Annotated in this window: 13 protein-coding genes and 1 other RNA gene; 7 read left to right on the top strand and 7 right to left on the bottom strand. The window is 44.2% G+C overall.

The window, feature by feature from the left end; genetic code table 11:
• Nucleotides 1-19: 19 nt before the first annotated feature.
• The 3 genes from ACLVWU_RS17620 to ACLVWU_RS17610 all read right to left on the bottom strand — a co-directional run bounded on the left by ACLVWU_RS17620 (nt 20) and on the right by ACLVWU_RS17610 (nt 2,278).
• Nucleotides 20-508: a hypothetical protein gene (locus ACLVWU_RS17620; protein ID WP_413576204.1), complete on the bottom strand. Its 489-nt coding sequence runs from the start codon at nt 506-508 to the stop codon at nt 20-22.
• A 123-nt stretch (nt 509-631) separates the two neighbouring features.
• Nucleotides 632-928, bottom strand: coding sequence for a hypothetical protein (locus ACLVWU_RS17615; protein ID WP_413576203.1), 297 nt, complete (start codon nt 926-928; stop codon nt 632-634).
• A 369-nt stretch (nt 929-1,297) separates the two neighbouring features.
• Nucleotides 1,298-2,278: a serine/threonine protein kinase gene (locus ACLVWU_RS17610; RefSeq protein WP_413576202.1), complete on the bottom strand. Its 981-nt coding sequence runs from the start codon at nt 2,276-2,278 to the stop codon at nt 1,298-1,300.
• Here ACLVWU_RS17610 and ACLVWU_RS17605 point away from each other — a divergent pair.
• Nucleotides 2,277-3,083 (top strand): M48 family metallopeptidase, encoded by an 807-nt coding sequence (locus ACLVWU_RS17605; protein WP_413576201.1) that lies wholly within the window; start codon nt 2,277-2,279, stop codon nt 3,081-3,083. The two genes, ACLVWU_RS17610 and ACLVWU_RS17605, sit on opposite strands and share 2 nt — an antisense overlap.
• Here ACLVWU_RS17605 and ACLVWU_RS17600 read toward each other — a convergent pair.
• Nucleotides 3,080-3,769 (bottom strand): phosphatase PAP2 family protein, encoded by a 690-nt coding sequence (locus ACLVWU_RS17600; protein WP_413576200.1) that lies wholly within the window; start codon nt 3,767-3,769, stop codon nt 3,080-3,082. The genes ACLVWU_RS17605 and ACLVWU_RS17600 overlap by 4 nt on opposite strands.
• Before the next feature lie 137 nt (nt 3,770-3,906).
• Here ACLVWU_RS17600 and ACLVWU_RS17595 point away from each other — a divergent pair, with 137 nt between their 5' ends.
• The 5 genes from ACLVWU_RS17595 (at nt 3,907) to ACLVWU_RS17575 (ending at nt 9,998) form a co-directional block, all read left to right on the top strand.
• On the top strand, nt 3,907-5,163 hold the full coding sequence (locus ACLVWU_RS17595) for a hypothetical protein (protein WP_413576199.1): 1,257 nt from the start codon (nt 3,907-3,909) through the stop codon (nt 5,161-5,163).
• 174 nt (nt 5,164-5,337) lie between these two features.
• Nucleotides 5,338-6,414, top strand: coding sequence for a hypothetical protein (locus tag ACLVWU_RS17590; RefSeq protein ID WP_413576198.1), 1,077 nt, complete (start codon nt 5,338-5,340; stop codon nt 6,412-6,414).
• A gap of 154 nt (nt 6,415-6,568) precedes the next feature.
• Nucleotides 6,569-7,807: a TIGR02147 family protein gene (locus ACLVWU_RS17585; protein ID WP_413576197.1), complete on the top strand. Its 1,239-nt coding sequence runs from the start codon at nt 6,569-6,571 to the stop codon at nt 7,805-7,807.
• Nucleotides 7,808-8,244: 437 nt separating this feature from the next.
• Nucleotides 8,245-8,592: a transfer-messenger RNA gene (gene ssrA, locus ACLVWU_RS17580) on the top strand.
• Nucleotides 8,593-8,825: 233 nt separating this feature from the next.
• Nucleotides 8,826-9,998, top strand: coding sequence for a hypothetical protein (locus tag ACLVWU_RS17575; RefSeq protein WP_413576196.1), 1,173 nt, complete (start codon nt 8,826-8,828; stop codon nt 9,996-9,998).
• Here ACLVWU_RS17575 and ACLVWU_RS17570 read toward each other — a convergent pair.
• From ACLVWU_RS17570 to ACLVWU_RS17560, 3 genes are read right to left on the bottom strand one after another with little or no spacing between them, the layout of a single operon-like run.
• The gene (locus tag ACLVWU_RS17570) at nt 9,979-10,443 is read right to left on the bottom strand and encodes a DUF4411 family protein (protein WP_413576195.1); all 465 of its coding nucleotides are present in this window, start codon (nt 10,441-10,443) and stop codon (nt 9,979-9,981) included. The genes ACLVWU_RS17575 and ACLVWU_RS17570 overlap by 20 nt on opposite strands.
• Nucleotides 10,444-11,622, bottom strand: coding sequence for an ImmA/IrrE family metallo-endopeptidase (locus ACLVWU_RS17565; protein ID WP_413576194.1), 1,179 nt, complete (start codon nt 11,620-11,622; stop codon nt 10,444-10,446).
• Nucleotides 11,623-11,624: 2 nt separating this feature from the next.
• Entirely contained in the window at nt 11,625-11,822 is a 198-nt protein-coding gene (locus tag ACLVWU_RS17560; RefSeq protein ID WP_413576193.1) for a hypothetical protein, read from the bottom strand.
• 137 nt (nt 11,823-11,959) lie between these two features.
• On the opposite strand from ACLVWU_RS17560, the gene ACLVWU_RS17555 reads away from it, so the two are divergent.
• Complete coding sequence (locus ACLVWU_RS17555) at nt 11,960-12,553, top strand: hypothetical protein (RefSeq protein ID WP_413576192.1); 594 nt, start codon at nt 11,960-11,962, stop codon at nt 12,551-12,553.
• Nucleotides 12,554-12,576 lie beyond the last annotated feature (23 nt).

Raw genomic sequence — 12,576 nt, 5'->3', positions numbered from 1 at the left:
GATCAGGGGCGAACTAAAACTACTTAGTAACAGGGAGTAGTGTCAGGGATTCTCTGCTGTTTTGGTCAACCAGAACCAGGCAGCCACCTTGGAAGCGATAGCTTAAATCAAGCGGTTCAATTTTTGCCTGACAAACCAGTTTATAACCTTCTCTTTGCAATGTATTTTCATTTAAAGCCGAATCCAGATAGCTCGCCGAGCCCATGCTCAGCATAACGCGCGAAGTGGAAGTGGCGCGCACAGTAACGCCGTCAAATGTGCAATCATTGGTGACGCGTACATAATCACGCGAGAATGTGAAAGTTTTCGTGAATTTGGTATTGCCGATTCCTTGCAAATAGTACCAGGAACCAATGATAGTTTTTGTTGAACCACCGTTGGTATTGCAGGAGCTATAATCCGTCTGGTTCACGATTTCATCGGGACGTTTATCATCTTCAAGTTCTTCAACGGGTTTGCAGGCAGTCAGTGTCAGGCCCAAAAGCAATGCGGAAATCAGAAGTTTCATCGGTCCATCCTTGGTTATAAAATCTTTCGTCTTATAAAGCTTTCCCGAGTAGGGAATGGTCCGTCAATAAAACTCTTCATTCGCAGAACGAAAAAGAGGAGGGTTGTGCCCTCCTCTTGTGAATTAGCGGATAAACATCATACTTCTTAACCGGGATTCAAGCAGGTGCTTGTTCGGTTCGACAGCTTCGGGAACATGTGGGTTGTCGCGACGTTTTAGAGCCGGTCCTTGTAAGATCCATTCTGAAATGGCGAGCATCAATCCTGGTGCACGATACACCAAATACAGGAGGAAACTCGTTACATGGCCGGCCTTTATTACGCTTTCAACATACACATCCGCAGAAGAGTCCACAAGTCTCCAAAAGACTCGCTCGTTTCGATATTTCCATACCGCTTTTTTACGCATAAATGCGTTCATAATTCCTCCTGTGTGGATAATGCTCGCCAAAGCGCGATCCAAAGGCCGCGGACCAAAGCTCTGACGAGAGTTTGTTTTGAAAAAAAATATTGTTGAACGGGCGATGACAAATGCAGCGCACGTTCGATGGTATTAAAATTTAGGGAATAGAATAGAGATAGTTACCTTAAAAGCCGTAGCTGGTGGAAGCCATCTGAAGTGTATTCCCCGAATGGGATTTAGTAATTTTTGAATCAATCAACATCAATTTCATTGATGGCCTCCTTTCAATAGAGTGAACCTAGTATCTCAGATGTGAGAAATAAAAGTAAACTGAAATTTATAAAATCTTCGTGAAATGCAAAGTGGCAAATGGTTCCAAGATGGAACTCAAGCAGGATTTATCGACCACGCGATCTTTTCGAGTGCTTCAACTTCCTCTGCCCAGTAGCGGTATGTATTGAATTCGGGAAACAATCTTGGGAAACTAGGATCTTCCCAACGTTTTGCAATCCATCCCGCATAAGAAATAATTCGCAGTCCGCGCAGCATTGGAATCCATGACCACTGATGATCTGGAAATTCGCGCAGCTCTTCGTAACCGGAAATAATCAAATCTTTTTCTTCACCAAAAGTATCCTGGTCACCAGACAGTAACATCCAGAAATCCTGCACCACTGGGCCATTCACGAAATCATCAAAGTCGACCAGGAAAAACTGCGTTCCGTTGTTCAGTAAATTTCCTTTATGACAGTCACCGTGAATGCGAATGAATTCAGACGGATCAAAATTATCGTCAATAGCATACAAGATATCTTCGGCCGCCACATTATAGCGCGAGCGCAGTTCCGGCGTGATCCAATCCTGAAGATTGTCCAAAGTTTCCCAACCGCCATAGTAACTTGTATCCAAAGTCGGGCGGTGAGGTGCTTTTTTCCTTGCGCCGATGTTGTGGACTTGCGCCATCAAGCGACCCACCTTGCGGTAATCATCGCCTAAAAACTCTTGCGGCATTCTTCCTAAAACTTTTGGGAAAAATGAAACATACATTCCATCGACTTCTGAAATAGTAGAGTCGTGTCCCAGAAAAAGTGGCGCCACCGCGGGAATACCTTCGTTGCGCAGGGAAATCAAAAATTCGTGTTCTTCTGCAATAGCTTCTTTGCTCCAGCGATTGGGGCGATAGAACTTGGCGATCACGTTCTTGCTTTGTGAGTTCGGCTCGACCGGTTCTTCCAGCTTGATGTCAAAAACGCGATTCTCATAGGAATTAAGCTGAGTGAATTCTCCAGTTGGATAAAACCCCGCATTATCCGCAGCTTGCAGCACTTTATCGGGATCCAAATTATAAAACGAAGAATTCTTGTCCATGGATTTAGATTGCCACTTTTCGGGTGTTAAGTCATTCTTCTTTGCTATGAGTGGATCGGTTGAGTTATTTGATTTTGCAAATTGGGCGGTGGAGCTGCACCGTAAGCCTTTTCGCAGGTCTCTGTCGATTTACCTTTATCCCAATCGTCCGATCAAAGTGGTGACTAACAAAATCACATCCCAGCAAACCGTGCTGAATTTCTTGTCCTCAAAGCGTGAATGGATTGAAAAGAACTTTATCAAGTTCGAAGCAATTGCTGATCTTTATCCCAAGAAAACCATTCAAGCGGGCGAGAAGTTTCCGTTCTTAGGAGTCGATCGTGAGCTTAAGGTCGTGATCACCCTGGCTAAGAAAGCTTTCGTATCGGTAAATGAGGACCAGCTGTTCCTGCATATTCCAAAAGTACAGTGGGAGGCGAATACCTCACTTGAGCATCATCCCAAAGCCATTGCCGAGATCAGACACTTCTATAAGCGTGAAGCGGTGAAGCTCTTGTCCCAGAAAGTTCAATACTGGGCAGAGATGATGAAGCTTTATCCGTCGGAATTAAAATTCCGTGAACAAAGAACCCGCTGGGGGAGCTGTTCTTCACGTAAAGTGATTAATCTAAACTGGCGTCTGGTGGTATTTAGTGAAGAGATCATTGATTACGTGATCGTGCATGAGCTTGCGCATCTGAAGCACATGGATCACTCAACGAAGTTCTGGTCAGTGGTAGAAAGCTTTATTCCGGAATATTCCCGCATTGTGAAGACCTTGAAGTCCTCACAACATCTGACAGAATTTTTATCAGAACGCTCTTAAACCAGGGCGTTCTTGCTTTTTCTCATCCACTTTAGCGCAAGCAAAGTTCCCACGTAACCCACGCAGGCACCGACGATCGTGTCGCTGATAAAGTGATCCTGAATAATCACACGTGTTGCACATGCCATGACGGCAATGGCAATCCAAAGCCATTTGTACTTAGGAAATGCGATTACAAACATGGTAGCCGTCGTAAACATCACCTGAGAATGCCCTGAAGAAAATGAATGCCAGTGCCAGTGAGTGGTTCCATGGTCAAAGACCCAAGGATCAAAGATCGGGCTTTTATGAGGGCGTTGGCGCCCCACCAGGAATTTCACGATATGGGTCATGGCTCCGGAAAGTAGTAAAGCCACCAGGAAGTTCAAACCCCAGCGACGGAAATAGTCGACCGAAGCAGCATATTTTTTTAGCTTTTCAAAGCGGGGAGCGACGTAGGCGCAAAAGACCCAGGTCAGAATGCAGATTGTGAAATAATGCTCGGAAAGACCGATGTTTGTGACCTCGCGGGCAAGGGGTCTGATAAAGGCATGGGCCTCTGGTGTATTAAAATACATAGCCACAGACTGATCAAAAAGGACCGCCACGGTGCCTGCCAAAATCAGGGCTAAAACCACTACCAGAAGCAAGTGGTGTCGAAATTTCCTCGAATCATTCATTAGGGCGTTCAAATTGTAAGCAGCCATGTAATTCCTTCTTAAACCGATCATAGGATAGGTGTGTATTGCAATACAAGCACGTTCAGAGGTGACAAAACTTGGCCTGAGCCTTGCTATTGCAGGTCCTATCAAAACTCGTGACTGAAAAAACTTGGAGGTTTTCAATGTTGCAAAAACATTCTCTGATTACTGCGGCTTTGGTCGCAACACTAGGTCTTGCTGCCTGCAGCAAAGATAAAAATGCAAGTGTTGGTGGCGCACCGGCTCCGCAAACACAAACGACAGTTGATGAATCTGATCTTCCGCAATTGGAAGGTGCAGGCACAAATGTTAATCCAAACGCACCGACCCAACAGGGTACAATGAACTCTGATGGTGTGATTCTTGGGCCAACTTATGAACAGGCTCAACCTGCAAATATCGACAGCGATCAATACGGTAAACGTGTGACGGGTGCTGTTGCTAACGATGGTTTGCTTTATACTTCTTCTTCAACAGACAACACTTTGGATGTAATCCGCGGTTTGAAACGTGATTACGTTGGTAACTCTGCTTCTGTAACAGAAGCTAAATTGAAGTTTGACAGTGTTTCTGATCAATCTGTTGTGACTTTGCGTGTTCAGGAAAATGGTTTCCCGAAAGTTTATAACTTGGTTGGTAATTCTTCTTTTGACGGCAACAACGAAGTTATCAGATTGCAATCTGCTCGTTCAGGTAACGGAACTAAAACGACAGGTTCATTGCCTTCTCGTGGTACGCTTCAGTGCCTGGATCTTGACGGTGGTTGTGAGTCAACTTTGGTAAAAGTTGACTTGGGATACTCTGGCTCTGCAAGTCAGTTCGATATCGTTTTCCGTCAGTCCATTGCTGACCTTCATTTCAAAATGCCAGCGTCTAAAAACGGTCACCCAGAGTACGACGTAATGCGTGACCTGGCTAGAAACTCTAAGAAATACAACCGTTCTGAAAACAGCGTGAAAACTGCATTCATGAATACTTGGGAAGTTGTTAACGGTCGCTCCGGTTTCACAGTTACGATCACGACGTACTCCAAACAACTTTTGGCGTACTCTGGTCCATTGGTTTCCCCAAAATCTGGTAACTCCACGAACATCGTGTTGAAACCTTTGAAAGCGGATCCGAATGGTGATGAAGACGGTCTTTCCAGCAATGGTAAATTGGACTATCAAAACATGATTGGCGAAGCGCGTTTGACAGCTAACAATGGTTTGGGCCAATTGCGTATCGTATTTAAAATGAGAAAACTTGCGACTTTCAAACAAGATGCTTTCGCGATCACGTTCATGAGACGCATCAAACCTGTAATCGATCTTAACGACTACCAAGGTCAAACTGACGACGGTGGTTTTGATGGCGGTTACGATGATGGCATCGGTGAAGACTTGCCATCAGTTGAATAGACCCAAAATACAAATAAAGGATTTCCTTTGTTTGCCCAAGGGCTGCAGACTCCAAGCTGCAGCCCTTTTTTTATGCTGTCATGCTTCCTGGTTACTTTGTGACACTCATTTGTTTGGTATAACGCTTGCTTTATGTCCTCTGCGCAGATTCTAATTATGCAATAGGGGGACGAAATGGCTCTAAATCAGATTCTTATCTTGGCGATTTCTATGGCGATGGTTTTTGGACCACAAGTCAGCGAAGCGCAATCAAGACATAACCAGGGACCAAGAAACGGTGGATACGACAAACCACTTCCACTTCCTGACGACGATCTTCCAGTTCCAGGTGAGCCGGAATATCCGCAGCCACAGCCGCAACCGCGCCCTCAGCCAAAACCAAATCCGAAACCAAACCCAAGACCGAATCCAGGGCGTCCACCTGCGACGACTCCGATTCCTCCTCCGCCGCCACAGCAGCCTTATCCAGGGCAGCCGTACCCAGGACAACCTGGAAACGGTGGATACGGAGCAGAACAAAAAGTTATCTACGTTCAACGTCGTGTAATCAATCAGCGTTTGAATTTGTTCGCTCTGGCTGGCATTGACCAACGCCATCAAGGTTGCGTGGTGAATTCAGTTGTTGTGAATGTGATGGGTTCTGATATCCGCACGCAAATGGCGTTGCTGATTAACGGCCAAGTGGATCAATGGGTGAACTCTCCACAAGGTCCTGTGAATTTCATTCCGCGTTTCCAAGCTGTGATCGGTCAAGGCGTGCGCATGATGGAAGTCGAAGTGCGCGGCATGTCTGATATCTCAACAATCGTACTGAATATTAGCTGCCGTGGTAACGGTGGCGGCGGTGGGGGAGTAGAAAACCCTTGCAGATGTGATCAAGTAAACTTGGGAATTTCCCGTCGCATGATGGGCAATGATATGTTGGATCTAACTCCGTACATCAACTGGCGTCAGTACCGCGGCGCTCGTTTGGTGTCCGTACGTTTTGAAGCAGCATCGTTGGTGAACACATCATTCCTGGATATGGCCATCAACGGAGTCTTCGTATATCCACGAATGCAAATCGGACCTTGGAATCAGGTTTACACTTTGAATCCACAAAACGTCGTGATCGGTCAGAACGCACAGAACTTGGTGTTCTACACATACGGAAGCCTCGACATCAGAAATGTCGTGCTGGTTTTGGAGAATTGCAACAATCCACCAAATCCTCCGGGACCTCCGCGCCCACCTCCACCGCGTCCGCGCTAATTGTTTCCAGAATTTTTGTTTTACATCAGGGGTTTTCGTGAAAACGAAAGCCCTTTTTTTATGCCGCGCGAAAACATGCTGCTTTACCTAATGAATCCCCTTGTTTTGGGCCTCCAACTGCGTTCAACTATTTAGGCGCAAAGGAGCAATTTCAATGCAACACAATCAACCTGAGTTCGGCAAAGGCAAAGAAATTTCAAACACTTCGCTGGTTTCACCAGCACTGTCTGATTACATGAGTTACCGCGAGTATCTGGCGGATTTCTATCAGTATAAACGTAAGGCCTCCAAGGGCTCTTTGCGCCAATATAACTACGCAGTTTTCTCGGCAGCAGCGAATATCAAATCTCCAAATTATCTGAAAATGATCATCGAAGGTAAAAGAAACCTTTCTGAAGACATGATCGGAAAATTCGGCAAAGCGTTGGGCTTTAATAAAGAACAAACCGAAGAGTTCCGTCTGCTTGTAAACTTCACGCAAGCGACAGATCCAGCGGATCGCAACGTCTTCCTAAAGAAAATGTCTGAGCACCGTGTAGGTGTGAAACTTAAGTCTGGCGAAATCGATCGCAAGTCTTTCGAAAAAGTTCCGAACTGGGTGGCTTGGATCGTTTACGCGATGGTTGATCAAGATGGTGTGACGTTTGATACGGCATCTTTGAAAAATCTTTTGCGCGGTAAAGCTTCTGAAGACGAAATCGAAAACTCCCTTCAGGCATTGATCGCTTCCGGTGAACTTCGTCGTGACGAAAAAACTGGCGAGATCAAGAAAGCCCGCAGCCTGACTGAATCTCCGGAAGATATTCCAGTCGCGTTGGTTCGTAAGCTTCAATCTCAATTGATGTACTTGGGTCTTGAATCTATTTATCAGGATCAACCCACAGACCGCGAATTCGGTACACTGACGATGTCTTTGACGAAAACAGAGTTTGAAGAAATCAAATTCAAACTTCGTCAGATGCGTAAGGGTTTGAACAAAGACAACTCCATCGCGCGTATGAAAACGAAGGGCGAAAGAGTTTACCAACTGAACATTCAATTGTTCCCGGTAACTGACTCTGTAAATGCATCTTCGACTCAACCAGTGATTCAAAGTGCACTTGATGTGAAACTTGCTGACTCAGTGATGGAAGCAGCAGCTCCATCGGCAGAGGCGGTGGCGAAAGCGGAAGCGGTACTTGCTCAAGCAGCTGAAGTGGCAGCGGCAACGCAAGCTCAGGCAGCTCCGGTGGCTCCGGCGGCAACACCAGCGGCGCCTGTTCAAGCGCAAGCTGAAGCACCAGCTAAGAAGTCATCTTTGATTCCAAACGCGAACCAGGATGCGAACAAAGAACGTTCAAATGTAAGTTCATTGGCGGCATCAGCGGCATCTGCAGCTGAACTTTTCCGCTAAATTTTAGAACAAATTTTGAAGCGAAAACGGGGAGCATTTTGCTCCCTTTTTTTGTCCTTTTTCACCAGTTTTGCTATGTTACCGAGCATGTCAGAAAACACGAATCGTTTTCACGAAAATTTAAGAATCTTAAATTTCCCGTAAAAAAATCACCAATTTTTCAGCAACAATGTGGATAAGTCTGTGGAAGACCCCTATAAATGGTGGATATCTGGACCTTTTACCAGGTGAATTGTCATGCTCACGTTAGCGAACTGTTAAGGTCGTGTAACATAACCTGCACAAAAACCTCGCAATGACGTGGTGAATTGGATGTTGTTTTCCGTTCATCAAAATCACACTATGTCCGATCGTTTTGCGCCGGCCATAGACTTCAAATTTACTTCAATTAGGTGAATTGAAAATCTGTGCTACAATGAACGAGTTATGTATTCACTGGGGGCGTACTGGCTTCGACGTGGGTGCTGAAACATAAGGAGCATACCGGGGCGGATGAGGACCTCGATAAAAACGTCCATTTTGTAATTGGCAACGATTACGCACTTGCAGCTTAATTAGCCGCACGATCTCCCTTAAGGTGGTTTCGCTTTTGGAGTAGATTGTCAAATTAGAGACCTCGGCGAGTTGGGTTTTCTCCAGCAGACTTGCTTAAATTTACTGGGGGAGTGTGTCGTAGGTATTTTGTCTGTGGAAGCCCTACGAACAAATTAAAACACTGACTAAGTATGTAGCGCCTTATCGCGGATCACTTGCGGACGGGGGTTCAATTCCCCCCGCCTCCACCATTCTGTTTCCTCCTCGATTTTTGATAGCATGTCGAAGGGTTTTCTATAATTAAATTGGACATTTACCCCATCCGTTTTGGGGTTCGATAAGATGGTCTCAAGGAGTTTATCTCAAGAAAAAATTCCGCATTGCAACTTTACCTCTACAAGGAATAGGTGAGACAGATCCCTTAAGCGTGTTTCCGCTTTAGGAAAGACGCCATATCGGGGCCTTGATTGAAGGGTAAAAAATAATGAATAAGAAAGATGATCGTTTGGATCTTCCGGAGCTGCGACAAAAAGTACTTGATATGCGTTCCGCCGAAATTGGGATGCATGGTTTAAAGCTTGTTGATGAAGAATTCATTTTTGTATACGACGAAACCAATAATTTTCGAAAATTATATCTTCGAGATGGCGGTTTCAATGTTCAGAGTCTAGGTGATTTCGTTTTAGGTGGCGTGATGTTCCCAAATGGCAAGGTAGAATTGCCGGTTCAGAATCTACGAGAAAGAATGACTCTGGATAAGGGCATTAAGGATATAAAGCTGAAGCACATTTGCAGAGGGGGGGCTTTCGCGGATCTTCTCCAGAGTAAGAAAATGGCGCCTTTCTTAGATTGGTTTGATGAGAATGATTTGATTTTGCATTTTTCCCGCATTGAACCATTCTATTGGTCTGTAGTTGATATAGTAGACTCCATTGCCTGCGAAATTCCTAAATTTATTCCACACGTTTTTCATCTTAAGTCGGACTTGGTTGAGTGCCTGTTTGATAACCTTGAAACTACAATACAAGTTTTTGAACGGTATAGGTATCCTTGCATTCAGCCGAATGAAAGAAGTGAATTCATTGAAGCAATTCTTCAAATGGTAGTGCGCTCCCTCAGTATCGAAGATTTTAATAAGTTTATGCTTTTGAAGTTTCTTGAAGATGGTCTTAATGTTAATGCCCTTCCCTTTATAGATGAGGGACCTGGTGAGATTCCAGGAATGTTGATAGAAAAGTTCGGACACTACTATCGACATAGAATTGTTTTATTTAAAAACTCTATTCACCTTTTCGACGAGGAAGTCGAAGTAAAAACTTTCCTTGAGAACGATACGGTATTGCCTGCATTTCCAGAGCTTCGATTTTCATTTCTCAAGTCAGAGGACGAGTCCGCTATTCAAGTGTCGGATATGATGATGGGCCTATTGGGGAAGCTGTTCGCTCAGGTTCGAGGCATGACTCTTAAGCAAATTGATATGCAATTTGAAGACCTGAGTGATATTGGCAAGAAAAATCTAGAAACTCTAGCGAAGATAGTAAATCGCTCAAATGATATCAGTTCTGCACTCCAGCATCACATTTGTAGTGCATATGATCGAAAACGATTTGAGCATCTATTAGATCTCGCAAGACAAGCTAGAACTTCCAATTCCTAGCTCGGGCAAGCGTTAGCAAATCAATGCAAGGAACTCCGAAGTGCGCGCAGACATCAGGCATCTTTGCCTTCTTCGCATTTGGAGCCGATCTTTCTTGAGTGACGATTGTGGCATTCTTTGTCATCGAAAGTCCAATCAGATAGGGATCCGCTTGTGGATTCGAGTTTTGAGCATCGATCAGATGAGGAACCTTGGTTAAGATTGTCGCAGCATGTACTAAAGTTTGAGCATCAATTTTATGCCCAAATCCGCCTAGTTTTTTTGAGAACTCAGAAGCGTGGTCGCCTTTTTTTCCAAGTTCCTCAACGACGACTTCAGAGGTAATAAGAATCCCCGAATTAACGTCTTCTTCAAACTTTAACCAAATTTGCTCGAATACGTCGATAGGGTAAGTCCACTGCATATAAAGAATACTCGAAGCGTCGACACAGTAAATGGTACTCATTTAGGCACGTCGCTTTCTGGCTTGAATCTGAGTCTGCAGCTTCGGAAAATGGTTAGCTTTGATGCCGAGGAAGTCAGATGCTTCTGACACGGAAATGTGTCCATTAGAAATACTATCAAGCACCATTCCGATAAATGGTTCTCCATTCTGAGAGACCATTTTTGTAATATAATCTACGAACCCATTCTCTTTCTTTTTTTGCTTATCGTAAAGCTCACGTAACTCTGTTCTCTTTGAATTGAAGAAAGATTGGGAAATTTTTCCTACAGTTAAGAGTCGTCGTAAAACGACATCCCAGCTAACTTGATATTTTTTTGCTACGCTTTTTAGGAAGGTGTCTTCGGCTTTATTGTTTTTTATGAAAAGAAAACCGGGTTCGCTAGCAAGTTCTTCAATTGGAAGAAGGCAAGCGGCAGCAAATGCGTTACAGTAGATCTCTATGATGTTGAAGTTGTCTTTCTTTGCATAGGATGGCTCCATGTTACCAATCCCGCTTTTTTGAAGTAGCAAGTGACAAAATTCATGGAGTAGAGAAAAGATTCTTCCTCGCGGAGAGTCCTTAGTGTTTAACATTATAATCGGAATCTGCGTATGATAAACAGCCAATCCTCGCAATTCATCAACTGATTGCAAGCTTGCCTGAAATACCAATACGCCGAGATCTTCAATACTATTTTTCCAAAAATTTAAAGCATCATATTCTGATTTCCAAAGGCCTGACGCAGCTTTTGCACCAAAACGCTTTCTCCAAGCTTTACCTGCTTCTTCGGGATCGTTTTCTAGGGTGAGTTTCCATTTAAAGGTTGGAGGTTCTTGGCCAGAAAGCTTGATCATCTCCAAAGCATAGTCTCTCTTTTTCTGCGCCTTTCGAATTTCAATAAAAGTGGAAGGACTAAGGCGTGCCTCAGTTTTATCATCTAGCACTCGGAAATCTTTAGGTACAGGAGCTTCTTCTGGGGGCCGAGGTAAAAGAAATACCGCAGTTGAGCGCTTGTAAGAGTTACCAACTTTCTTTAGTTGGGCAAAACTCGGACGACTCAATCCATTTTCCCACTCTTGTAGGGTGTCGACGTTGATGCCAATTAGTTCTGCAGCTTCCTCAACACTTAATCGCAGACTTTTTCTTGCCCACGCTAAAACAAGCGGATTAATTGGAACTTCTGGAGATTTAGTTGCCATAACTAAATAATACCCTTCGTTTCAGCGAATCGTACATAATCCTCTAGTATCTGCTCGACCAAAGTTGCTAGTGGAATTTTCTGCGGTGTCTTCTTGGCTGCTGCCTCCAGCTTTTTTCTGATATCCGGACGAACACGCGTAGAAAGATTTACTTTCTTTTCTTTCTCAACTTGGATTTCAGATGGAGTTCGAAATTTCATATATAAATATGTATACATATTTATAAATATATACGTCAAGCGCAAGCATCACCTTAAGAGTTTGACTGGTGCCTATTGTTGAGGCATTTAATCTCCATCCATACGTTAACAAGATTTAAATTTTTTAAGAGAGTGGTATGAAGTTTGATGCTTTCGACGAAGCTATGCATCCCGAAGTAGTAAAAAGAATTATTCGTTTGAATATGGAGCTGGCGAAGTTCTGGTCTAACGCAAGGGGTTGGGCTCCTCAAGAGGCCGCCGACATGCTAGAAAAGTCGCGACTTGATTGGCAGGTATCTCTGTCTCATCGGTTGTCCGATGTCTTAAGGGAGCACCCAAAGGAAGAGAGCGATGCAAAGTTAATCGAGTCGTGGTTGAGACTGGGAGTATTGGTTGAGAACTCTATGAAGCTCGGCTTCGTAGTGTTTTTACGAGATTATAGAAATAGTAAGCCAGAAGCGTATGCGGCAAATAAGCTGACAGATCCGGACTCTCTGAAATTTGACAAACTTAGGGAGCTTTTTGTCGAGCATTTGTCCACTGATCCCGGTGATGATGAGTGGCTTAGAAAGATACAGCACCAAAGAAACGCTATTCATGCTTTTAAGGATCGAAGTGTTAATGACTGGAGGGCATATAAAGAAGCGGTTTTCTATTATTTGAGGTTTTTACGCAGATTGAGTGAAAGGCTACCTTATCCCGATGAGATGTATGCACCTCACCGCAATTGAAGTTGGAGGAAACTTGATTTTCC

The organism is Bdellovibrio sp. HCB290 (genome assembly GCF_047305925.1).
GTDB lineage: Bacteria > Bdellovibrionota > Bdellovibrionia > Bdellovibrionales > Bdellovibrionaceae > Bdellovibrio.
This window is presented reverse-complemented; position numbering and strand designations above follow the sequence as displayed.

Excerpts from the sequence above, each read along its gene's own strand:
- ACLVWU_RS17620 (WP_413576204.1), bottom strand. The coding sequence starts at position 508 with ATGAAACTTCTGATTTCCGCATTGCTTTTGGGCCTGACACTGACTGCC.
- ACLVWU_RS17615 (WP_413576203.1), bottom strand. The coding sequence starts at position 928 with ATGAACGCATTTATGCGTAAAAAAGCGGTATGGAAATATCGAAACGAG.
- ACLVWU_RS17605 (WP_413576201.1), top strand. The coding sequence starts at position 2,277 with ATGGATTTAGATTGCCACTTTTCGGGTGTTAAGTCATTCTTCTTTGCT.
- ACLVWU_RS17610 (WP_413576202.1), bottom strand. The coding sequence starts at position 2,278 with ATGGACAAGAATTCTTCGTTTTATAATTTGGATCCCGATAAAGTGCTG.
- ACLVWU_RS17600 (WP_413576200.1), bottom strand. The coding sequence starts at position 3,769 with ATGGCTGCTTACAATTTGAACGCCCTAATGAATGATTCGAGGAAATTT.
- ACLVWU_RS17595 (WP_413576199.1), top strand. The coding sequence starts at position 3,907 with ATGTTGCAAAAACATTCTCTGATTACTGCGGCTTTGGTCGCAACACTA.
- ACLVWU_RS17590 (WP_413576198.1), top strand. The coding sequence starts at position 5,338 with ATGGCTCTAAATCAGATTCTTATCTTGGCGATTTCTATGGCGATGGTT.
- ACLVWU_RS17585 (WP_413576197.1), top strand. The coding sequence starts at position 6,569 with ATGCAACACAATCAACCTGAGTTCGGCAAAGGCAAAGAAATTTCAAAC.
- ACLVWU_RS17575 (WP_413576196.1), top strand. The coding sequence starts at position 8,826 with ATGAATAAGAAAGATGATCGTTTGGATCTTCCGGAGCTGCGACAAAAA.
- ACLVWU_RS17570 (WP_413576195.1), bottom strand. The coding sequence starts at position 10,443 with ATGAGTACCATTTACTGTGTCGACGCTTCGAGTATTCTTTATATGCAG.
- ACLVWU_RS17565 (WP_413576194.1), bottom strand. The coding sequence starts at position 11,622 with ATGGCAACTAAATCTCCAGAAGTTCCAATTAATCCGCTTGTTTTAGCG.
- ACLVWU_RS17560 (WP_413576193.1), bottom strand. The coding sequence starts at position 11,822 with ATGAAATTTCGAACTCCATCTGAAATCCAAGTTGAGAAAGAAAAGAAA.
- ACLVWU_RS17555 (WP_413576192.1), top strand. The coding sequence starts at position 11,960 with ATGAAGTTTGATGCTTTCGACGAAGCTATGCATCCCGAAGTAGTAAAA.